22 protein-coding genes and 1 tRNA gene are annotated in these 22,297 nt (G+C 43.6%); 5 read left to right on the forward strand and 18 right to left on the reverse strand.

The window, feature by feature from the left end:
- Window positions 1-40 precede the first annotated feature (40 nt).
- The 15 genes from IX53_RS04035 to IX53_RS04105 form a co-directional block, all read right to left on the reverse strand.
- On the reverse strand, window positions 41-4,126 hold the full coding sequence (locus tag IX53_RS04035) for a glucodextranase DOMON-like domain-containing protein (RefSeq protein ID WP_053001164.1): 4,086 nt from the start codon (window positions 4,124-4,126) through the stop codon (window positions 41-43).
- Between the two features lie 217 nt (window positions 4,127-4,343).
- Window positions 4,344-4,970, reverse strand: coding sequence for a uracil phosphoribosyltransferase (gene upp, locus IX53_RS04040; RefSeq protein ID WP_047754257.1), 627 nt, complete (start codon window positions 4,968-4,970; stop codon window positions 4,344-4,346).
- 2 nt (window positions 4,971-4,972) lie between these two features.
- On the reverse strand, window positions 4,973-6,253 hold the full coding sequence (gene glyA, locus IX53_RS04045) for a serine hydroxymethyltransferase (RefSeq protein ID WP_047754258.1): 1,281 nt from the start codon (window positions 6,251-6,253) through the stop codon (window positions 4,973-4,975).
- Window position 6,254: 1 nt separating this feature from the next.
- Window positions 6,255-8,345, reverse strand: coding sequence for a type I pullulanase (gene pulA, locus IX53_RS04050; protein ID WP_053001165.1), 2,091 nt, complete (start codon window positions 8,343-8,345; stop codon window positions 6,255-6,257).
- Between the two features lie 35 nt (window positions 8,346-8,380).
- Window positions 8,381-9,424, reverse strand: coding sequence for an S-methyl-5-thioribose-1-phosphate isomerase (gene mtnA / locus IX53_RS04055; protein WP_047754259.1), 1,044 nt, complete (start codon window positions 9,422-9,424; stop codon window positions 8,381-8,383).
- A 2-nt stretch (window positions 9,425-9,426) separates the two neighbouring features.
- On the reverse strand, window positions 9,427-10,239 hold the full coding sequence (locus IX53_RS04060) for an Mrp/NBP35 family ATP-binding protein (protein ID WP_047754260.1): 813 nt from the start codon (window positions 10,237-10,239) through the stop codon (window positions 9,427-9,429).
- Window positions 10,239-10,658: an OsmC family protein gene (locus tag IX53_RS04065; RefSeq protein ID WP_245612759.1), complete on the reverse strand. Its 420-nt coding sequence runs from the start codon at window positions 10,656-10,658 to the stop codon at window positions 10,239-10,241. Before IX53_RS04065 ends, IX53_RS04060 begins: the two co-directional genes overlap by 1 nt.
- A gap of 42 nt (window positions 10,659-10,700) precedes the next feature.
- The gene (gene rplT, locus IX53_RS04070) at window positions 10,701-11,063 is read right to left on the reverse strand and encodes a 50S ribosomal protein L20 (protein WP_047754261.1); all 363 of its coding nucleotides are present in this window, start codon (window positions 11,061-11,063) and stop codon (window positions 10,701-10,703) included.
- A 21-nt stretch (window positions 11,064-11,084) separates the two neighbouring features.
- Window positions 11,085-11,285 carry a 50S ribosomal protein L35 gene (gene rpmI / locus IX53_RS04075; RefSeq protein WP_047754262.1) on the reverse strand — a complete coding sequence of 67 codons (201 nt, stop codon included), beginning with the start codon at window positions 11,283-11,285 and terminating at the stop codon, window positions 11,085-11,087.
- Entirely contained in the window at window positions 11,278-11,820 is a 543-nt protein-coding gene (gene infC, locus IX53_RS04080) for a translation initiation factor IF-3 (RefSeq protein ID WP_053001166.1), read from the reverse strand. The genes rpmI and infC overlap by 8 nt, the downstream gene beginning before the upstream one ends.
- 124 nt (window positions 11,821-11,944) lie before the next feature.
- Window positions 11,945-12,020: transfer RNA gene (locus tag IX53_RS04085), tRNA-Lys, on the reverse strand.
- A gap of 53 nt (window positions 12,021-12,073) precedes the next feature.
- On the reverse strand, window positions 12,074-12,874 hold the full coding sequence (locus IX53_RS04090) for a carbon-nitrogen hydrolase family protein (protein ID WP_053001167.1): 801 nt from the start codon (window positions 12,872-12,874) through the stop codon (window positions 12,074-12,076).
- Between the two features lie 2 nt (window positions 12,875-12,876).
- Window positions 12,877-14,076 (reverse strand): TIGR04013 family B12-binding domain/radical SAM domain-containing protein, encoded by a 1,200-nt coding sequence (locus IX53_RS04095; RefSeq protein ID WP_245612760.1) that lies wholly within the window; start codon window positions 14,074-14,076, stop codon window positions 12,877-12,879.
- Window positions 14,033-14,524 (reverse strand): hypothetical protein, encoded by a 492-nt coding sequence (locus IX53_RS04100; protein ID WP_047754264.1) that lies wholly within the window; start codon window positions 14,522-14,524, stop codon window positions 14,033-14,035. Before IX53_RS04100 ends, IX53_RS04095 begins: the two co-directional genes overlap by 44 nt.
- A 15-nt stretch (window positions 14,525-14,539) precedes the next feature.
- Window positions 14,540-15,262 carry a tetratricopeptide repeat protein gene (locus IX53_RS04105; RefSeq protein WP_047754265.1) on the reverse strand — a complete coding sequence of 241 codons (723 nt, stop codon included), beginning with the start codon at window positions 15,260-15,262 and terminating at the stop codon, window positions 14,540-14,542.
- 803 nt (window positions 15,263-16,065) lie between these two features.
- On the opposite strand from IX53_RS04105, the gene thiI reads away from it, so the two are divergent.
- From thiI to IX53_RS04125, 4 genes are read left to right on the forward strand one after another with little or no spacing between them, the layout of a single operon-like run.
- Entirely contained in the window at window positions 16,066-17,268 is a 1,203-nt protein-coding gene (gene thiI, locus IX53_RS04110; RefSeq protein WP_047754266.1) for a tRNA uracil 4-sulfurtransferase ThiI, read from the forward strand.
- A complete protein-coding gene (locus IX53_RS04115; protein WP_053001168.1) occupies window positions 17,243-18,010 on the forward strand; it encodes a lysophospholipid acyltransferase family protein in 768 nt (255 codons plus the stop codon). Before thiI ends, IX53_RS04115 begins: the two co-directional genes overlap by 26 nt.
- 11 nt (window positions 18,011-18,021) lie before the next feature.
- The gene (locus IX53_RS04120) at window positions 18,022-18,561 is read left to right on the forward strand and encodes a bifunctional nuclease family protein (protein WP_047754267.1); all 540 of its coding nucleotides are present in this window, start codon (window positions 18,022-18,024) and stop codon (window positions 18,559-18,561) included.
- The gene (locus tag IX53_RS04125) at window positions 18,562-19,410 is read left to right on the forward strand and encodes a polyprenyl synthetase family protein (RefSeq protein ID WP_053001169.1); all 849 of its coding nucleotides are present in this window, start codon (window positions 18,562-18,564) and stop codon (window positions 19,408-19,410) included. It abuts the gene before it with no gap.
- Here IX53_RS04125 and IX53_RS04130 read toward each other — a convergent pair.
- Window positions 19,407-20,276, reverse strand: coding sequence for a serine/threonine protein kinase (locus tag IX53_RS04130; protein ID WP_047754268.1), 870 nt, complete (start codon window positions 20,274-20,276; stop codon window positions 19,407-19,409). The two genes, IX53_RS04125 and IX53_RS04130, sit on opposite strands and share 4 nt — an antisense overlap.
- Before the next feature lie 29 nt (window positions 20,277-20,305).
- Between IX53_RS04130 and IX53_RS04135 the strand changes: the two genes are divergently transcribed.
- A complete protein-coding gene (locus IX53_RS04135) occupies window positions 20,306-21,145 on the forward strand; it encodes a PHP domain-containing protein (protein ID WP_047754269.1) in 840 nt (279 codons plus the stop codon).
- Here the strand turns inward: IX53_RS04135 and IX53_RS04140 are convergent.
- Window positions 21,123-21,302 carry a MoaD/ThiS family protein gene (locus tag IX53_RS04140; RefSeq protein WP_245612779.1) on the reverse strand — a complete coding sequence of 60 codons (180 nt, stop codon included), beginning with the start codon at window positions 21,300-21,302 and terminating at the stop codon, window positions 21,123-21,125. The two genes, IX53_RS04135 and IX53_RS04140, sit on opposite strands and share 23 nt — an antisense overlap.
- A 57-nt stretch (window positions 21,303-21,359) precedes the next feature.
- Window positions 21,360-22,253 (reverse strand): bifunctional enoyl-CoA hydratase/phosphate acetyltransferase, encoded by an 894-nt coding sequence (locus tag IX53_RS04145; RefSeq protein WP_047754271.1) that lies wholly within the window; start codon window positions 22,251-22,253, stop codon window positions 21,360-21,362.
- Window positions 22,254-22,297: the final 44 nt, after the last annotated feature.

Consider the following 22,297-nt stretch of genomic DNA (forward strand, 5'->3'; position numbering starts at 1 on the left):
AAGCGGGGCTTTCCGCCCCGCCTCAATAAGGGCTCACCTTTCAAAAATCAATGATAACAGGAATGAGGGTTGCATACTTTTCAGAGTGTTTATCGTATGATGAAAGAACTTCTTCCTGAGTTATTTCCTCAGGGACAATTATGTCCAGTACAAACGGTGCAAAATCACCGGCATCGAGGGGATATCCTCCGAGAGTCCATTCGGATGGTTCGGGTGTTACAGCCCTAAAATTATCGGGTCCATAGCCATCCTGACTTCCCGATAGAACATATAGCGCCATGTCTTCGAAATCACCGAGAGCAGCCTTACTCACAATGATGTTGATGATTTTTTCACCGGGATCAGCTTCCACTTTGAGAACATCGGGAATCTCTTCACCATCGGCTGTTGCGAATAGCTGACCATAAGAAGGCCAGCCAGCAACTTTAATGAAATAATCCCACGGGTACTCAGTAGAAAAGGCAACACGTGCACCTTCTGCATAGGTATCAGTTCTGCCGCCTTCTTTTACATCTAGATAGAGGTTTATGAGTTGATGTGAGAAGCCTTTCGGAGCGTTCCATGGATTTGTCATTTCTACGAACTTGAACTGGAAAACAATAGCCTGGTCATTTTCCAGTACCTTCAGCCATTCAATGTCCCAGAGGCCTTTGTATGGTTCGAAGGCTGTGTTGAGAGGATAGTTGTAGGTTCCGAATCCATAATCGTCACCGATAGGATCTTCAATAAACGCAACGACCTTTCCAGTGACAGCCTGTGGGATTTGAACGTGAACAGGACCGCTCTTTGGTGCATAATCGAGGAGAACCTTTTCCCTGGAATTGCTTATAGAAATGGCGAAGTTGAATTCCTGCCCGGTTTTTACTCCAAGAGCATCGAGCGGAATTTTGATTTCCACAACTTCACCGATCGCAGCGCCGTTTTCAATGGATGGGAATTCAGGGTCTACGGACCATTTCCCATTTCCAGTGGCATTGTAGTTAGACAGCCTTCCTGGTCTTGACTTCCAGGTTCTGAAACTCACCAGGAATCTTTTTGCAAGTGTGAATCCAAAAGAATCTTTCTCATCTTTGAAGGGATAGCGAGGAGTAATGTTTATCTTTTTCGCATCAGGTAAGTCCGTATATACTTCCAGATACAAGGGTTCACCTACTAGCGATCTGGGATCGCGCTTGAGCTCCACCGCCAGGTAGATATTAGCGGCATCTCTGCCAACGTAAAAACCTGCAATGAGGTCGTCAGCAGCTGCCATGGTTGAGACGTCAGCATCTTTGTAGTAGGCCGATTTTGCCCACTCGCCTTCTTCAATTATTCCATCTATCCTGGGAGTAATAACACCGATGGCTCCACTGGTCGAAGGAGCAGGTTTCTTGTTTACCACGAACAGGTAGGATGGAATTTTTTCTTCAGGTGTACCAATGGCGCGATAGAGCTGCACGAGGGCTTTCTTGAAGGCCATGTCGAATAGTACCTCGTTGTTTCCTGCATCTTGATCAACACCGTACCACCAGAACCAGTCAGAACCTTCTGCTGTATAAAGGGCATCAAGGGCAAGTTCAAGCTGATCAACCGATAGAGAATCCTTAACTTCCATAAGAGCCTTTCGAGCTGCTGCTACCCTGTCCCAGGCCTCGTTTTCTTCCTTTTCACCGATCCACGTGTCAAGACTACCGCCGACCCACGAACCGGTGGGAAGGTAATTCAAGGTGTCATCAACGCCGTATTTTTCTATGTATTGACTGGGTGTAAGGAGTTCGATGCTTTCGTCTTTTGAGAGTGTCATATACAGTAATTTTCTGAAATCGTTTCCATTGTTCTGGTAATGCTCCCAAGCGTTCTCACCATCGAGGGCAATGGTTATAACGGCTTTTCCTGTATCATTCAAATGCTGGAGTTCATGAAGTCTCGATATAAAGTCCTTAACAGCTCTTTCAGCACTCATCGTTGAATATTTAAAACCTATTCTGTCAGAGAGGTCTGTATCTCTGAAGAACACTACTACATCACTATTTCCGTTGACGACTCTGTATGGTTTCATAAGGTTTCTGTAGTCGCCGGTATCCACGCCAGCCAGTTGCAATATAGCTTTGTCCGTTACTATCCAATTAACCCCGAATTCATTCAAGATCGGTATAAGTTCATTATGAACGGCTTGTTCGGAAGGCCACATACCTTCCGGGCGTTTCCCGAATAACTTCTGGAAATATTCCAGACCACGCTCAATCTGGTTATAGGCATCTTCTTTCCAGCCTTTTTCTATTAGGATTGGAAGAATTGGGTGATAGAAGGGCGACGTTATCAGCTCCACTTTTCCGGATTCCCAAAGTTTCTTATGCTTTTCAACAACAGTGCCCATTATTTCGAGCTGTTTGTTAATAACGTAAAGTAGGTCATCGAAAGTGTAACCTCTGTCTTTATTGAGGAGTCGGGTTAGCTGCTCATCAGCCATTATGTATTCGATATTAATCCAGTGTAGATTCCACAATACTTTTAAATCGAGTATGTCCTGATCACTGAACTCTTCACCACGGTTTTTCTTCTTCATTAACTCTGAGTAACGTTCGCTTTTGGAAACGAATCGCGGGTTTATATCAAAGAAATGGTCTATAATGAACTGTTTATCTTCAGGCGTAAGCTCTGCTTCGAAAGAAAGTTTGAGGTATTTGTCCATTGCTCCATTATCCAGGTAATCATTTAGCTGGAGAAGTAGACTGGGTACCAGATTAATGGTTACGCTACCACGGGTGAGATATTTATCGATCAGGTCTGCCATGTACGGGTAATCATTAACTGCGTGAGCTCTTACCCAGGGCATCTCGTAGTCAAGTGTGCCGGGTATCTTGTACAGGGGCTGGTGCTGGTGCCATATAAGAACGACTTTTAATGGCTCCTTTGAATTATCTGCCGGCAGAGCCTTTTCCAGAATGCTTTCTGGACTTGGGATATCCTCTTCAGGTTTTTCGATGTCAGAAGACGGTGGTTCCTCGTATGGTACATCTATCCAGGACTCTACAGTGTCCTCTTGGAGAATTTCCACATCGTCAACGATGAGCACCCTGTTAGGGATCTCATTACCTTCAATATCCTTTTCGACAGTATCCCAATTACCGCGGTTATATTTGTATTCTATTCTGTCGCCGACCTTTGCATCGAGGGTTATAGTTGCGATATCTCCTGTCCTTTCCAGAATCGTCTCTGGATCTCCAGTTGTCCAGCCGTTGAAAGTCCCGGTTATATAAATATCATCGTAAGGCGGAGTATTCCACGGAAGGTGCACTTTAAAGGTAATTTTAGCTGGGGTCCCAGCCGGCACTTCTGTTTTAACTTCAGGGGCAACATCTGCCCAGGAGGCTACTATGTCCTCGACAACAAGACCATTTTTAACCTCAATGCTCCTGTTGGTGATCTCTTCGCCAACTTCGCCTTTCTCAACTTTTCCCCAATCACCCCGGGTGTATTTGTACTCGATAGTACTATTTTCCGGTAAGTATAAGGTAATTTCCGCATTGTTTCCAGAGCGCTTCATTTCGTAATCAGGATTACCGGGGTCCCAGTTGTTAAAACTTCCCGCAATGTATACTGGTCCATCTGGAGTATTGGTCGGGAACGAGACCCTGAATGTCACGGAGACGAGATTTTCTTCCGATTCAACAGCTGGTGCTTCCAGCTTTTCTGCCGTTTTTTCAGGTATGCTATCGGCCCAGTTCTCCACTATGTCGGTCAATACAAGAAGAGATTTGACAGTTGTTTTTCTGTTGGCCACCTCTTCGCCGCCAGCTCCTTTTTCGACTTTGTCCCAGCCCCCGCGAGTATATTTGTACTCCAACTCCATGCCATTGGGCAAACTGACAACAAGGCGTGCCGTCTTTCCGGTTCTTTCCATCTTAAAATTTTCGTCTGAGGGATTCCAGTCATTGAAATTCCCGGCAATGAATATGTCATCTCCTTCCGGTGTACCTTCAGGAAGAGTGACGGCAAAAACTACCTGAACCATGTCATCTTCAATAGCGGTTTCTGCGTTTTTCGTTCCCTCTTGGGGTAACGTGGGTGTGGTTTTTTCAGCGGAACATGCAGCGAAAAGGAACAGTAAGCTAATAGAAATTAGAACGATGAGAAAACGCTTCATAACGACGCTGGCAAACCTCCATTTGAGAGTTAATTGCCAGCTCCCTCCCTTCTTTTTATTGGTTTATGATAATGATAAAATCCTGAAATACACAGTAAAACATTTTCCTCTTTTGCTATAGAGTTTCAGGGAAGGTGTTCCAATCATAATTCTACCACTTAAATCCTCGAGAAATAAAAACGGGAGCCGATGCTCCCGTATTTATGAGTGATTCCAATTACTTTGTTCTGTAGAGCCTATCGCCAGCGTCACCCAAGCCTGGAACAATGTAAGCGTGGTCGTTTAACCGTTCGTCCAGGGAAGCAGTGAATATCTTCACGTCTGGATGTTTTGAACTTATAAAAGAAATACCTTCGGGAGATGATATCAGACACATCAGGGTGATTTTCTTCCCACCTGCCCTTTTTACATAATCAATGGCTGCGGCAGAAGAAACTCCGGTGGCCAGCATCGGATCGAGAACGAAGATCTCGCTATCAGTGATCTTAGGAAGTTTCGCATAGTATTCAACGGGTTGGATGGTTTCCGGGTCTCTATATATGCCAACAAAACCAACGGATGCATTGGGCATAAGTGAAAGGACTCCTTCCATCATCCCGAGACCAGCACGAAGAATTGGAACAACGGTAACCTTCTTATCCTCAATCATCTTTCCGGTTGTTTTGCATATGGGAGTTTCGATTTCTGTATCATGCGTCTTTATATGGCGTGTTGCTTCATACGTTAACAACAGAGTGATCTCTCTTGTCAGTTCCCTGAATTCTTTGGGTCCAGTTCTAATGTCTCTTAAAATAGTAAGTTTGTGCTGTATTAGAGGATGGTTGACTATAACAAGGTTGTCCATCCTCACGCCTCCCTTCGGAACAGGTCTTTGTAAAGTGGGAAGCGAGTGGTGAGTTCATGAACTTCTCTGGAGACTCCTTCGATGACTTCTTGAGGAAGGTTTCCCTTTTCGTCTTCGATGCTATCCAGTATCCTGACTATCAAATCGGCAATGATACCCATTTCGTTTCTACCCATTCCTCTGGTGGTAACTGCGGGCGTTCCAATGCGGATACCGCTTGTTACAAATGGAGAGCGAGTTTCTTTGGGAATGGTGTTCTTGTTTACCGTTATATCTGCCCTTTCGAGTGCCTTCTCGGCAGCTTTACCTGTGACACCCTTAGGATTGAGATCGACCAAAAAGAGGTGTGTATCCGTGCCACCAGAAACGATTCTCAGCCCCCTCTCCTCAAGCTCTCGTGCAAGGGTTTTAGCATTTGATATGATGTTTTGTTGGTATTCTTTGAAATCATCCTTGAGCGCTTCGCCGAAAGCCACAGCCTTTGCCAGAATAACATGCATCAGAGGACCGCCCTGAGTTCCCGGAAATACACTCTTATCAATAGCTTTAGCGAGCTCTTCGTCATTTGTTAGGATGAGTCCGCCTCTTGGACCTCTAAGAGTCTTATGAGTCGTCGAAGTGACTATATGGGCGAAATCGACAGGATTAGGATAGAGGCCAGCCGCAACGAGTCCGGCGAAATGGGCCATATCCACTATAAGATAAGCCCCTACTTTATCAGCTATTTCCCTGAATCTTTTGAAATCTATTATTCTGGAATATGCACTCCCGCCAGCAATGATAATCCTTGGTTTGTTTTCAAGGGCAAGTTTCTCCACAACATCGTAATCGATCATTTCTGTGACAGGATCTACTCCGTAGGAGATGACGTTGAACAACTTTCCCGAAAAGTTAACCGGAGAACCGTGAGTGAGATGCCCACCATGACTCAAAGACATGCCCATAATCGTGTCCCCGGGTTTGGCTACGGCGAGGTACGCTGCCATATTTGCCTGTGATCCAGAGTGGGGCTGAACATTGGCAAACTTCGCGTCGAATAGCTTCTTAACTCTTTCACGAGCCAGATTTTCAGCGAGATCTACATGTTTACATCCCCCATAGTACCTCTTTTTCGGATATCCTTCAGCGTATTTGTTTGTCAATATGCTACCCATTGCTTCCATAACCGCCGCAGAAACAAAGTTTTCCGATGCAATGAGTTCTATACCTTCTTCTTGTCTGCTCAGTTCTTTGCTGAGAATGTCAAAAGCCTCTGGATCGTTTTTCATAAGCTTTTCCCACATTTCATTTCCCTCCTGCTCGTTTTATTGCAATAGTGGTAGAAATAGCTTCAACAGGTATGACCCTTGACACCTTGCCAAATCCCTGCCAGTTAATTTTACAATCTGTGACCAAGATCTCCCAAGAAGCATCAGAGTCGAGGAGCACCTTCTGAGGTTTTTTTGATGCATTGTGTGCAACAAAGATTTCCTTTTCTTCATCATGCAGGATAAACGCGATGACGGCAGATGACCTGGTTGGAAGAAACTTGAGTTTCTTTCTTATTTCTTCACTGCTTTTCAGTCTGAATAACCTTTCCTTTTTTCGGAGTTCAATCAATCCTCTAATGTAATTGTAGAAATCCGTATAGATGTATTTCTGGTTATAGTTGATCTCATTGATGAGAGTACCGCTTTTGTAACTGTTCTCTTCGAGAAGCTTCGTGCGTAACATCTCGGAGCCAGCGTGCAAAAACGGAATGCCCTGAGATGTCAAAACGATTGCAAGGGCTAGTGCAGCCATCTTTGCCTTGTTTTCAAATTTTTCGTCAGGGCAGCTTTTGTGGAACTTGTCAATGAGGGTTAGGTTATCATGAGCTGAGACGTAATTTACCACTTCAGAGGGTTCACTGGCAAAACCGGAAAGCTCTTCGGAGAATTCTATCTCTGCGACAATACCTTTCATTACCTCTGTCCTTTTGGTAAATTCGCCACTCACAAAACCCCTGGTTCCATCGTCAGGATATCCTTTTAATGCGTTCCTGATCTCATCATTGAAAACGGCTATACCCGTCCCTTTCTGTTCGCCTTTTATGATGGGGGTATCCCTCATGATCGTTTGTGCAGCTGCCCATGGTTCACCATATAGCAAAATATCTTTCTTTATCCTCTTTAATTCCTTTTCGATGATCAACATCATTTCTTTGCCCAATAATGCCATCAGATCGAATCTGAACCCATCTACGTGGTAATTTTCTACCCAGTGCTTGAGTGCGTTTATTATGTAGTGTCTGACCATTGGTCTTTCCGTAGCCAGTTCGTTGCCACAACCTGACCCATTTGAAAAAGCACCTTCAGGTGTAAGACGGTAGTAATAATATGGCACAAGCTTCTGAAAAGGTGTATCTTCACCATAAGTGTGGTTGAACACAACGTCGAGAACTACACCGAGGTTATTCTGGTGAAGTTTCTGTACGAGTCTTCTGAATTCAAGAACTCTGTTCACCGGATCGCAAGGTGATGTTGCATAAGAGCCTTCCGGTACAAAGAAGAGAGCAGGATCATATCCCCAGTTGTATTGATAAGGGTCTTCTTCATCTACACTATTGAAATCATGCACCGGGAGAAGATGAACGTGAGTTATACCGAGTTCTACAAGATGGCTCAGACAGGTATTGATATTCAATGGTGGACTATAAGATTCTTCGTAGAAAGCCCTATACTTACCTGGGAATTCTGAACCAGCCGTCCAGGAACTTGAAAAATCCTTTATGTGTAATTCGTATACAATGGCATCAACAGCATCCTTCAGAACAGGGCCTTTGTCGCTTATCCAGTTCTCAGGTGTTGCTTCATCAAGATTGTAGATATATGAATATTCGCCGTTCACCATTGAGAAAGGGGCATAGGGATCTACTGTATAAAGTGTCTCTCCATATCTTTCTATCTTAAAACGATATGCATATCCTGCCAGAGATTTCTCTAACTTTGCTATTCTTAACCCGTTGGGTTGAAGAAAAGTTGGAAGGGTATATACAGGCTTTTTCAAATCGTTCGGCGAAAATACTTCTATGGATATCTCCCCCGGACCAGGAGCCCACAACTTGAAGTGTGTTCCGTTTTCGTCTATTTTGTATCCTAGAGGCTTGGAATAACTATAACGCTCGTCTTCCAGGATACCAACGGGATAAGCGAAAACTTTTTCATTGTTTTTTAGAATGATCTCAATGTTGCTGAAGGGATCGAGCTTCGACTCATTCAATCTCAATTTCCAGTTAACTTCCTGAAAAAGAGGAGTAAAAGCCGCTTCTACGCCGTTAATAAACAGTTTCGCGGGGGGGACGTTTGAATAAAGGATCAGGGTATCAGAGCTTTCCACTGTCGCGAATCCAGTCATATCACACCTCTATAATAAAAGACCGACCCACAGGGTCAGTCAAATAATTTTTTCAATGTTACATCATAAGGTGGTCTGACGACCCCTTTTTCTGTAATTATGCCTGTTATAAGATTCCATGGGGTAACATCGAAAGCAGGATTGTAGCATTTAACATTATTGGGGGCAACCTGCATCCCCTGAACATGGGTTATTTCTTTGTGGCTTCTCTCTTCAATGGGAATCTCTTTTCCTGTTGGAGTCAACAGGTCAATTGTAGATAATGGTGCCGCAACATAAAATGGAATACCGTGTCTCTGAGCCAGAACGGCCACAGAATATGTGCCAATTTTGTTTGCAACATCACCATTTGCAGCTATCCTGTCAGCGCCAACCACAACAGCGTTTATTTTTCCCTGACTCATTACCCAACCGGCCATGTTATCGGAGATGAGAGTAACATCTATTCCATCTTTCATGAGTTCCCATGCTGTGAGCCTTGCACCCTGCAAATAAGGTCGCGTCTCATCTGCGTATACAGAGATCTTTTTTCCTGCTTCTACGGCGGCTCTAATGACTCCAAGGGCAGTACCGTAATCAACCGTGGCCAGTGCGCCTGCATTACAGTGGGTCAGGACAGTATCGCCGTCTCTGAGGAGTTCAGCGCCATATTTACCGATAGCTTTGTTCACCTCAATATCTTCGTGTGCGATAGTCAAAGCCTCTTCTTCGAGAATGTCAATAATATTCTCCGATGAAAGCCGGTTTAAAAATTTTTTGTGCATCCTATCAAGGGCCCAGAAGAGGTTTACCGCAGTGGGACGACTGGAAGCGAGTCTCTCCTTCACACTTTCCATATATCTTATACCTTCGTCGCTGTTCAAATTTCCATCGAATTCTTTAGCACCCAGCACGTATCCGAAGGCTGCGCTGGCACCTATAGCAGGAGCACCTCTAACAATCATATCTTTTATTGCCGCAAACGTTTCTTCATGTGTCGTGCATCGCACATATACTTCTTCCAGTGGTAGCTTCCTCTGGTCAACGAAGACGACAGAATCCCCTGTCCATTCAAGGGTCATAGTTTTTAGCTTTGGCATTGCTATCCCTCCAGTACATTGATGATGTTTTTTACAAGAGCCCTATAAGCCTGCTCGAGCTCAGAGTTTCTCATGTGTGTGATAATGGTCTTACCACTATCGGCGTTTGAAACAACCTGGGGATCGAAGGGGATTTTTGCCAACAGGGGAACAGAGGATTCTCTTGAGAGTCTTTCACCGGCACCTTCGCCGAATAGTTTGATTTCTTCACCGCATTTGGGGCATTTGAGGTAGGACATGTTCTCAACGATGCCGAGGGTTTTTTTGTTCAAGGATTTTGCAAAAGTCAAAGCCCTTTTTACGTCGAGAGCTGCAACTTCCTGGGGTGTTGTAACCATGAGCGGTCTGACATCTGGAAGAGTCTGCATGATCGTCAGAGACTCGTCACCTGTTCCTGGAGGCGCGTCAATTATCAGAAAATCGAGTTCTCCCCAGGCTACATCTCCAAGGAACTGGTAGATCGCCGAAGTCTTCAGTGGTCCTCTCCAAATTACCGGGCGATCCTCCTCGAGAAAACTAGCCATGGAAATGACTTTTAAATTTGGGAAAACTTCGGGAGGGATTATCTGCTCTTCCACCATAACAGGTTTCTTTTTGAGTCCCAACATTTTAACAATGTTGGGACCATGGAGGTCTATGTCAAGGATACCCGTTTTGTAGCCTTCGTCGGCTAGAGCAGTGGCAAGGTTGGTCGCCACAGTGGATTTTCCAACCCCACCTTTTCCAGACATGACGAGAATTTTATGTTTTATATCGGACATGTTACTCCTTATCTTTTTCATGGTTTCTGCAAGATTATTCTGGTTAGTAGCCATCATTCGGCCTCCTCGTAGACGATTTCATAACTGAAATCGCAGACTTTTTTCAGCATTGCGGATGCAAAACAATATCTTTCTTGTGAGAGTCTCACGGCTTTCTCGATTTTTTCTTTGGGGAGGTCTTTCCCTTTGAACTTATAAGTGACTTTTATTTTAGTGAAAACTTTCGGATGTTCCTCAGCGATTTCTCCATTGGCGGTGATTTCATATTCATAGTCTTTTACCTTCATTTTGTTCAGAATGGAGACTACATCCATTGAGGTACACCCTAGCAGCGAAACGAGCATAAGTTCCTTTGGTCTGGCAGCAGAATCCATACCACCTACCTCTGGACTGGCGTCAACATGAACATCGTGCCCCGAAGGTGTCTTTGTGTGGAAAGCCATATTACCTACTCTACTCATCTTAATTTCCACGTAGCATACCTCCTCCAAAAAAAAGGGGCTAATGCCCCTGATTCATTCTACTTTTGTCAGTGCTCCTTTAGCGATTTCAACGTATTCCTTAAAAGCCTCAAAATCATTCATGGCCAATTCGGCGAGTATCTTTCTGTTGACAGAAACGCCAGCGAGTTTCAGACCGTGGATGAGTTCGCTGTATTTCAACCCTGCCATTCTTGCTCCTGCGTTGATCCTTGTGATCCACAATTTTCTGAAGTCCCTTTTCTTCTGCTTCCTACCAAAGTAGGCAAATACTCCTGAGCGAATATAGTACTGCTTAGCAAGGCGATACCTCCTACTGAGAGCTCCCCTGTATCCCTTTGCTGCCTTCAAATATTTTCTCTTTTTCTTTCTCGAGTTAATTCCACCTTTGACGCGCATCCTTTATCACCTCTTCATCGATTATAATCCCAGACTCTTTTTTACTTTTTTAGCCATACCTTTGGAAAGTTCTTCCCATTTTCTGGCTTCCCTTCTGTTACTTTCGCTCTTCTTGCCTGTATTATGATTTCTTCCAGAGTGTTGTCTCATTACCTTGCCGCTTCCCGTTATCTTGAAACGTTTTGCGGTGGCTCTGTGTGTTTTCATCTTGAGTTTACCCATCAGCTTTACCTCCCTGAGGTGATTTTGGTTTGAGTATCATCCACATATCCCGACCTTCCATCTTCGGTGCTCTGTCAACTTCTGCTATATCTTCAAGCTCAAGTCTGACCTTTTCCAGAAGTTGGGCTCCCTGCTCACTGAAGGCCATTTCTCTACCCCGGAACATGATCACAACTCTCACTTTACTTCCTTTTGAAAGGAATTCTCTTATCCTGTTGACCTTTGTCATGAAATCATGAGTATCAATACGAAGTCTGAATTTCATCTGTTTAAGCTGAGACTGTTTCGAGCGTTTTTTGGCTTCTCTCTCTCTCTTTTCTTTTTCGTATTTGTACTTTCCGAAATCCATGATCCTCGCAACTGGAGGATTGGCATTAGGTGCTACAAGTACTAAATCCAGACTCTTCTCTTGAGCGATCTTAATGGCTTCATCTGTTGGAAGAATCCCAAGTTGCTCCCCGTCTTCATCTACGACTCGAACTTTTGGCGTTCGAATGTCAGTGTTCTTAATGATTTTCTTTTCATCCCTAGCTATAAAGCATCACCTCACAAAGAAAAAAGGCGGAAATTGCCCGCCTGTCAATACTCCTTATAGTTATTGACCCCTCGGCTTCAGGCGGGGGTGGGAGCCAGGCTCCGCTTACTTTTTTTAAATTAACTGGTGGGCCGTGCAGGAATCGAACCCGCAGCCTACTGATTAAGAATCAGCCGCTCTGCCTGTTGAGCTAACGGCCCACTCGCTACTTATTTTAGCTCAATAAACCCGAGCTGTCAACATATCCAGAAGTTCATTCATATAAATCTTCTCTGAAATTTGCGAAATATCCATGTGAATCACCCTTTTCGGTATATCTATATGTGTCTATTTCAGAGAGGTTAAGTTCCGCCCATATAATGCCTTCAGCGTTTCCTGCATCAGCAAGTAACCTGCCACCAGGTGAAACTATTCGGCTTCTTCCAATGAACTCCATCTCAGAGCTTTTGCCAATCTGGCTTGCCGTCACGAGGAAAGCACCGTTCTCGATTGCTCGAGCTCTTGTCGTGGTTTCGTATATTAACTCTCGTTCCCTCCCGAAGGCAAAAGGAACGAGAAGAATGTGAGCACCTTTCTTGACAAGTGTTCTTGAAACTTCCGGGAAGCCAATCTCATAGCACATGAGAACGCCAAAATTCACTCCGGAATAACTGAAAGTAAACAACGTTTTTCCGGGCTTGAAGACTTCCTTTTCTTTTCTGAACAGGTGCGTCTTATCGTAAAAGAGTGGATCATTATAGGGCAACATGACCACGGTAGAATTGTAAAGATCTTTACCAGCTTTTCTCGCGATTCCACCAACGATCGCTACATCGTTAAAATCTGCTACGGCAGACAGAGTTTCAATAGTTTCATCGTACATTTCTACCGCGTTATTCAATACCTCTTCCGATGTACCGTATCCAGTGTTAAACATTTCTGGAAGCAGGATCAAATCAATGCTTTTCTCAGTTAACAGTTCGATGTATGTTACGGCCTTTTCAAGATTTTCACCGGGGTTTTTCGGATCTGAAAAGAATTGAACAATGCCAACTCTGATTTTGTTTTTAGCCATTTTTAAGCCTCCAGATTACCGATTTTTTTGGATATCTCTATTTGTCTCTGCCACTGCCCTTTTATTATACCTCTGGCAGCGAGACGTCCGATGACCTTCAGATTCTCTGGTGAGATCACTGCTTTTAGATTCTCAAAGGGTGTTCCAGGTAGTGGCATGAACGTGTGACCATGGATTATAGCACCATATTTTTCATGTAACTTCAGTGAAATTTCCAGCGATTTTTGAATGTCCTCCTGAGTTTCAAAAGGAAAACCGAATATCATATCCACATAAGGAGTGAATCCCTTTCGAGCGATTAGCTCAATGGCTTTCACTGCTCCTTCAACGGTGTGACCTCGCCTTAAAAGTTTCAATATTCTTTCACTCCCGCTCTGGAGACCGATAACAATTGTCCGATTGTCACAGTAGTTTTTAACGAGCTCAAGAACGTCTTCTGTAACAGACTCAGGTCTAACATCCGAAGGGAAGGAACCGAAATACACTTCCCTCATTCCGACCTCTCTAACACCCTTCAACAGTTCTTCGATAGTCTTTACGTCCGGAATGACGCCATTTGCTGAGCCGTAACCGAAAGCGTTAGGTGAGATGAAACGTGCAACCTTTCGCCCGAGTTCAACACTTTTTCTTGAGAAAGCGATTATTTGCTCCAAACTCCTGTGCCTGATCCTCCTGCCAAATAGTCTCGGGGTCTGGCAGTAATTACAACTGAAAGGGCAACCGCGCGTAATTTCAATGGGAGAGAAGAGCCCATGCTTCATTGAAAAAGGAGGAAATTTGTTGAGGTCAATTATTTCAGAGGTTTTCCACAATCCAGGCTCTGGTCGTGTGATAAACGTCCGGAAACTCTCTTCAGCTTCACCGATAAATACTGCAAAAAAACCGGCTTTTAACAGTTGTTCGCCACGGGCAGAAGCATGGGGACCTCCTGCAATGACCCTGTATCCTTTATTTATGAGCTCTTTTGCAAGTCTCAAGTGCTCATGCGCTTCCGGGCTCATGAAGGATAGTGCTATATAAGTGTCCCTTGATAGGGACTTGAGTTTTTCCTTATCGTCGACCAAAACAACTGAGAAATCCAAATCCTCGGTTGCTCCCAGGAGAGCAGCTATACTGTATCTATTGCTTTTTGTTCTATAGAAAGCTATTTTCAAACCACTACTCCCCTTTTTCAGAAGGGTGTTGAAGGATTTTCCGAACATCCTGCCAGACCACCATTGTCATCAGGAAGACACTAATCAAGATCCCTGAAAAGCCCATCTTGGCATTGGCGAGGATGGAAATGCCGGCAGCAACAAATCCTCCAAACATGACAGAGGATAAAATCGCTAAGACTTTTGAAAACCTTGAAGGAAAGAGTAAATCGAATGAAAAAGACAAACCTTCGGTGCCAAGGAAGAGATAACCAAAGGCTATCAGTGTAAGAGGTCTCTGTAACAATGCAATATCCTGTCCTTTCATATATCCAAGGGCAGCGATAGCATAAATAAGCAGAAGAGTGAGTGTTTGCAGTTGTGGTATCCATTCCTTGTTACCGCTAATGGTTCCAATTATCAGAACAGAAGCTATTGCAATGGAAAAAATCGTTGAAAAACCCAGCCGTGGTAATAACACGGCTGGGAGTAGAGAGAAAACAAGTCTATACAGCATCAAATCCCTCCGAAATCACAGTGCTCCATTAGCTTTAAGCCAATTTTCAGCCTTTTCTTTAGCTTCTTCACTTACTTTCACATAGTCTTCATAAATCGGCATTTCAAGAACCTTCTTGCAGTACTCTATAGCTCTGTCTTTCTTATCCCATTTGTCGTAAAGCATGGCGAACTCATAGTACGTGTCGAGGTAGGCAGGATTCAAGCTTATGGCCTTAAGGAACAGTTCTTCGGATTTTTTGAAATCTTTGAAAGGCCACGGTGTATCACGATATCTCATTGCCATTGCGAAGAAAGGGAAATGATTGTCAGGAAGCAGTTCCATGGCCTTGCCAATGTATTTGTCGAAGTCACCGAGCATGAACAAGGATTTTACGATTCCTACATACTGTGCAAGTTGTCCTATGGCAGCACCGGCGACATAATAGGCATATCCGTATTCAGGATCCATTTGTATGGCTTTTTCAGCAGTTTCTCGTGCTTTCTGGTAATAAAGTTCTTTGTCGACTTCTGTTGCCCAGTTAGCGTATTCTCTGTAACAATCAGCAAGCAAAGTCAGTAATTCCACATTTTCCCATGTTTCAGGAGCCTTTTCCAGAGTAAACATCACCCTGACAAGATCAGGTTTTTTTTGATATGATCTGGCTTCCGCAAACTGAGGATAAATCGTTTCATAATCGATGGCGAATAGGCTCGTGAGTATTACCGTAAAAAGAACTAATAGAATAATTTTTTTCATTCCAACCCCTCCCTTTAACAAGTTAAAATCACAGTTATTATATCATTGTGTGAGCAAACCGTATGTCTGACATTGTGAAAATGGTTGTGGGTTGTAAATGGTTGTGGGTTGTACGTTGTAGGTTGTACGTGAACATACTTACTCCCTCAAAGGATTGGACAAAAAATGAACAACGGGTAGAATGGAGAGTTGATGCAGGGGTAAAATAAAGGGAGTAGTCAGCTGGTGTGGCGATATTCGAAGACCAGGGCTTGTAGAAATCGAGAACCGAGAGCCAGTGAGCACGCTGGCGCGTGGGTAAGCCCAGCTTCGCTGGGGGTGGACCGACTTTGTCGGTGGTACGTGCCTGCGGCAGATGTAAGAAACCGTTGTAGGTGGTAGGTTGTTGGTTGTACGTGACAATCGAGAATCGAGAAAGACGGTTATAGGTGGTAGGTTGTGGGTTCCAGTCTCCAACATCTAACATCGCTCTTTTGCTCTTGTCGGCCAACGGTAAACAGATAACGGCAAATGGCTTTTCACGAAGTCAGCATATTGCGCACCCTTTGCGTTCTCTCACCCTCTCGGTTCTCGATTCTCGGTTTTTCCATACCCCAGACCCGCTCTTTTCAAGAAGAGGTTCTTATCGGTCAACGGAAAACGGTTCTCACGAAGTCAACAAATCGCACGTTCTCTCGGATCTCGGACTCTCGGTCGTCGAATCTCGGTTTTTTCCATACCCCATACCCTTAACCCGTTCTTCCCAAGAGGGTTCTTATCGGATGACTGAAGACGGATAACGGTATTAGAAGAGGAGGAGTTCTATGAAGCTGGTGATTGTAAGGTATGGTGAAATAGGCCTCAAAGGCAGGAACAAGAAGTATTTTGAGCTCGCTCTGGAGAGGAATATCCGCAATCAATTACCTGGAGTAAAGACGAGGACCACGGGTGGAAGGGTCTATGTCGAAACTGGAGAATATCCTCTGGAGGATGTTAAGAAGACCCTCGAAAGGACTTTCGGGATACAGAACTTCAGCATGGGGACCATGGTGGGCTTTGATGTTGAAGAAATTCTTTCGGCTGCTCTCGAGGTATCGGAAGTTGAAGTTAGCAAAGGAAGAAAAAGCTTCAAAGTTGAAACTAAAAGGGCGAATAAGAAGTTTCCTGTTCGAAGCCTGGAACTCAGTGCTTTCCTTGGAGAGAAAATCCTTGAGAAATTTCCAGAACTCCACGTAGATGTCCACAACCCTGAATTTGTAGTCGGCGTCGAGGTTAGAAACAGGGGAACGCTTCTATTCAGCAGTAAACTGGCAGGACCAGGTGGGATCCCTGTGGGTGTAAGTGGTAAGGGTTTGTTGCTTCTTTCGGGTGGGATAGACAGCCCCGTTGCTGGCTGGTATTCGTTGAAGCGTGGACTCGATGTGCATGGAATTCATTTTGCGAGTCCACCATATACCGGTGAAAAAGCTCTTGAAAAAGTTATTGATCTTGCCAGACTGCTTTCAATGTATAATGGAGGCAGGGAGTTCAAACTTTACAATGTTGGATTTACAAAAGCGCAACTCACAGTGCACAGAAGAGTGCCTGAAAAATTCAGTTTAATCATACAGCGCCGAACTATGATGAGGATCGCAACTGAAATCGCCGATAAATTAGGGTACAAAGTCCTCATTACGGGCGAAAATGTGGGACAGGTTGCGAGCCAGACTATCGAGAACATGTATGCTATTACCGAAGCAACGAACAAATTAGTTCTGAGGCCCCTAACGGGTTTTGACAAGATTGAAACTATAGATGTGGCAAGAAGAATCGGAAGCTTCGAAATCTCCACAAGACCCTATGAAGATTGTTGTACGGTTTTTGTCCCAAAGGAACCGGCAACAAAAGCAAGAATAAAAGATATCTTGAGAACCGAAAGCGGAATTGACTTTGATACACTTGTAAATGAAGCTGTTCAACTCACGAAAGTTTACACGATAAAACATGGGCAGGTGATTGGGGTTGAAGCTTTTAAAGTGGCTGAATGATATTCCTTTTGTTCTTCTAACGCTCTGGGTTTTTATTGCCTTTGTGGGTTACGTGTTGGTTTATGGTTCTGTAGTCCTTTTTATTGGATGGATTATTGAAAAAATCGCTGGCAGGGAGAAAGCAAAGAGATATATTGGCAAAGAAGTGGCCAGATTTGGCAGAAACGCTTTTAGAGCAATAGGTGCAAAAGTCAGAGCCTATGGCAGAGAGAAAGTCCCATCAAAGGGACCAATGGTGATCATCTCGAATCATCAGAGTGCATTTGATATACCTCTAGTTGCTGGCTATGTGCGAGGAGAGATTTCTTTTATTGCCAAAGTGGAAGTCTCAAAAATTCCTGGGCTTGCGCAATTTGTCAAGAGGTTGGATGGGGTCTTCATTGATCGTGGGAACAGGTTGCAGACAGTGGGAGTGATTAGGAATATTATGAAGATCCTCAAAAATGGCGGAACGATAATGTTGTTTCCAGAAGGAACACGCAGTGTTGATGGGGAATTGCAGAGTTTTAGGAAAGGAAGTCTTGCATTGCCTTACAGAATGAAAGTTCCTATTGTTCCCGTCGCACTGGATGGCACAAAGGATATAATGGTAAAGGGGAGACTGCTCGTGAGACCCGCGAAGGTAAGATTGAAAATACTGGATCCAGTCGACCCCAAAGAGTTTGAGAGCGAGGAGGAGCTTGAAAAGCATCTTCAAGCACTCATCGGCAAAGCTCTTAAGGAGCTCAGAAGTATGAGCTGAGAGGTGATATTATGTTGAAAGTCAAGATCCGCGGACTGGCCCTTGATCAAACGAACTCGCCTGTTGTTATACTGGAAGTTGATAACTCTAACAGAGGCTTTGGCATCTGGATAGGTCCCTTTGAAGCAGAATCACTGGCTCTTGCTGTGAGCGGGAAGGAATATCCCAGACCCCTTACATATGACCTATTCATTAACACCATAAAAGCAGCGAATGCAATGTTTGAAAAGGCTATCATTCATTCCGTTAAGGAGAACATCTATTACGCAACGCTCTATCTAATCGATGGCGATGGGGAAGAAAAAGAAATAGACGCGAGGCCGTCAGATTGTCTGGTACTGGCGGTTAAGTATGGATTTCCCGTTTACGTTGCAGAGGAAGTCTTTGAAAGTAGTGCTATCGATCTAAGCAAAATCCCCACCGGTTATACTGAAGACGATGAAGAAGAGTCTGAGCAAAACGAAGATGAATTCAAGAAGTTTCTGAATAACATCGATATAGAAGACATCAAAAAATACCTAGAAAAAAAGAAAGGAAAAGAAGAAGAATAAATGCCAATGCTTTCTTTGAAAGAGTTTATCTCTCTTTTCAATAGTTATCTGAAGCGGAAGATAGAAAAATTGGGCCATTCTCAAGAATTTACCCCCCTTCTGTCTTATACACCTCTAAGTGGAGGAAAAAGACTGCGGCCCTACCTTATTTACCTCTTTTCTGAACCTCTGGGTGTTTCAAAAGAAATTTATCTGGAATTGGGTACAGCTGTTGAATTATTTCACAGTGGTAGTCTTGTTCAGGATGACCTGCCGTCTCTAGATAATGATGATTATAGAAGGGGAAAACCGGCTCTACACAAACTATATGGTGAAGGCCGCGCCTTACTTGCAGCGGATTATCTGATGCTCTATTCAGGGAAGATAATCTCTAGTATATCACTACCCGCCAAGCTAATAGTCGAACTGATGGAGCTTTGGAATGAAACCGCCCTTGAAGTTATTGAAGGAGAGTTTCTGGATATCAGTATCAGCAAAGGCCGGCCGGAAGAAGTCGAAAAAATTCACCGCTTAAAAACGGCTTCATTATTTGGTTTTTGTTTCTCATCTCCATATGTCTGTGCGGGTGAAGTTCGAAAAGCAATTTCTATGAAAAGTGCAGGCATCGATTTTGGCAGGGCTTTTCAGATATTCGATGATATCAAGGATAAGGTCGGCAGCATTGCAACGCTGGGAAAAACACCGGGCAAAGACGAATCTCAAGGGCGCCCCAGCGCATTGAGGTATATGGAAATAGAGGAAGCAAAGGAATACGCAAGAAAACTATATACAGAAGCCATCAAAAAGATAGAATTTATCGAAGCTAGAAAAGCTCTACTCGAGATCCTCTCAATGATAGAGAAATATTAGAAAAAAGATTTGAGTGCTTTCAAAAAGTGGTTCACAGTTGGATAACGCTGGAAAGGTTCTAAAGCCATGGCTTTTTTTATGATTCGTCTTATCTTATAACTCACCGGCGGAATAGGGAGCGCTATTCCCTTTTCTCTTTCAGGAGCGGGTATCGGGTCTTCTCCACTCACGATAAAAAAGAGAATACCACCAAGAGAATAGATGTCCGATTGAAGGGTTATAATGGTTTGATTGTGAAACCTTTCGGGCGAAGAATAGCTCCATGAAATTATCTTCCCATGGGTCATGGTATAGATCGTGTTTGTAAAACTGGCTGCCCCAAAATCCATTATCTTAACACCTTCAGAATTTATCATGATGTTAGAAGGCTTCAAATCGCCGTGCAATATACCCCTATCATGTATCGCTTTTAATCCCAGAGCGATCTCTTTAATCAATTCGATAGCTTCTCTTGTACCAGGCGGGCCGTGTAATTTTATATGTTCTTTTAACGTTTTTCCTTCGACATACTCCATTACGTAATAGGCAGTGTTATTTTCCAGAAAATAGTCAAGAACCTTGACTATCCGCTTGTCTTCGACTGTGGTTATCATCTTTGCCTCTTCAATAAACTCAGCGATACGCTGGAAGGTCTTTTCGGGTTCTTCGGTAAATACAATCTCCTTCCCTTCTCTGGTGCAGTTTTTTGGAAAGAATTCCTTTATTGCTACTTTACGGTCATTCCTGGCAGTATCTAGCGCTAAATAAGTTATTCCAAAACCGCCTGAACCAAGACTCGCAACGACTCTATAACGACCATTCAGAAAAATTCCGCTTTTCAATGGTAATCTTATTGAAATCCCCCCATTAGACGTGGTAATATCCATTAGATTTTACCAGAATAAGGGAGTTTTTTATGCTAGCCGATTTACATATGCATTCTCATCATTCTGATGGAACGAAAAGCGTTGAAGAGCTTGTTGAAATAGTGTTATCTAAAAAGATTAGATTCTTTTCGATAACCGATCATGATAATATGAAAGCGCAACATAAGGCCTCTAAACTGGCGGAGCAACTTGGACTGACTTATGTGTCAGGTATTGAAATAGGTTGCCGATATACCGGTGGAATTATGGACATACTCGGTTACAATGTTGACTATAATGACAGGACATTCCTTCAATTCCTCGAGAAACTGATTGAACACCGTGACAACAGAAATGAGTTGATAGTCAGGAAATTGAATGAATTGGGTTTTGAGATAAGTATGTCAGAAATCTTTCAGGAATCAAATGGTACGATTGTTGGGCGCCCTCACATATCCAGAGTCATGTTGAAGAAAGGATATGTTCAGGATCTGAACGATGCTTTCGAAAAATACATTGGAGAAGGCAGACCAGCTTATGTAGATAAGAACAAGTACAGATCGGATGAAGTCATTTCATACATTAGAAACGCGGGTGGAATTGCAATCCTCGCTCACCCCTTTTCTCTCAATCTCGAACCCAAAGATCTCACTCAAAAAGTGGCAGAACTTGTCTCATTTGGTCTTCAGGGGATTGAGGTGTTTTATAAGGAATACAACGCTGAGGATCAAAATATCTTACTCGAAATAGCAAAAAACTTCCACCTGCTGGTAACAGGTGGAAGTGATTATCATGGAGATAACAAACCTGATATAGAACCGGGAGTGGAAATTCCTGACAAATACCTGTGGGAATTTATCTCTTTTCTTAACCTCCAGAAACCGCTCTAACTATCCTAACTTCCGCATCTTCTGATATCTTTGAGTCGGAGGTTTTGATTGCTCCATTGACTAGAACTATATGCGATTCAGGGTTAAGGTTCAACGTTTCAAGTAGCTTTTTAACGCTGAAAGCCTCGTCAAAATTGTATTCTTTTTCATCTAACATGACTCTCAAGTCAATCACCTCGCAAAGAATATATCAGATCTCCTATCTTTTTTCAACTCAGTTCGATCCAAGCACCGCAAGAGCTATGGAGGCTAACTTTGCCCTTTCGGTGTCTGCCCTCGACACAATCACTATTGGCGCCCTAGCACCGAGTATGAGGCCAGCTATCGTTCCACCGGAAAGGTAGACGGCGGATTTACCAAGGAAATTTCCTGAATGAATATCAGGTACAATCAGAAGGTCCGCTTTGCCAGCGACTTCTCCCGAAACCTTTTTTACACGGGCGGCGTATTCATTGAGAGCGTTATCAATTCCTAATGGGCCATCTATATAACATGGGGGCAATTGCTTTCTTTCTGCCATCTTTGATATTACCGCTGCGTCCATAGTTTCAGGCATATCTGGATTGACAACTTCCACGGCAGCTATGAGAGCAACACGAGGATATACATAACCAAGCTTATGCATGAATTTTACAGAGTTCTCAATTATTGCAACTTTTTGTTGCAGGTCAGGTCTTATTACCATTCCGCCGTCGGAAACAAAGATCAGTCTGTCGATTGTGGGAACGTCCAATGCTGCAATGTGGCTTAAAAGATTTTTCCCTCTTAATCCCCATTCTTTATTGAGAACAGCCTTTAACAGAGTGGCGGTTTTCACCAGCCCTTTCATCAGGATGTCTGCTTCACCACTTGATATGAGTTTCACTCCTTTTTCGGAAGCCTCTTCAGGGCTGCGGGCATCCACAGTTGGGAAGTTCGTTCCCAGTTCTTTCTGGATTTTGCTGGTTGTTTCTTTGTTTCCAACGAGCACGGCGTTGGCAACACCCTCATCTTTCGCTTTCTTAAGTGCTTTTATTCCTTCAACGTCCTCGGAGCCTACCAGGACAACCTTTTTTGTCTTTTTTAATTCTCTCGCCTTTTTCAGAACATCTTCAAAACTCTTAAACAAAATAACACCTCCGTTCATCAATTTCCATTGCAGATATAGCCGAT

It is taken from the genome of Kosmotoga pacifica (genome assembly GCF_001027025.1).
GTDB lineage: Bacteria > Thermotogota > Thermotogae > Petrotogales > Kosmotogaceae > Kosmotoga_B > Kosmotoga_B pacifica.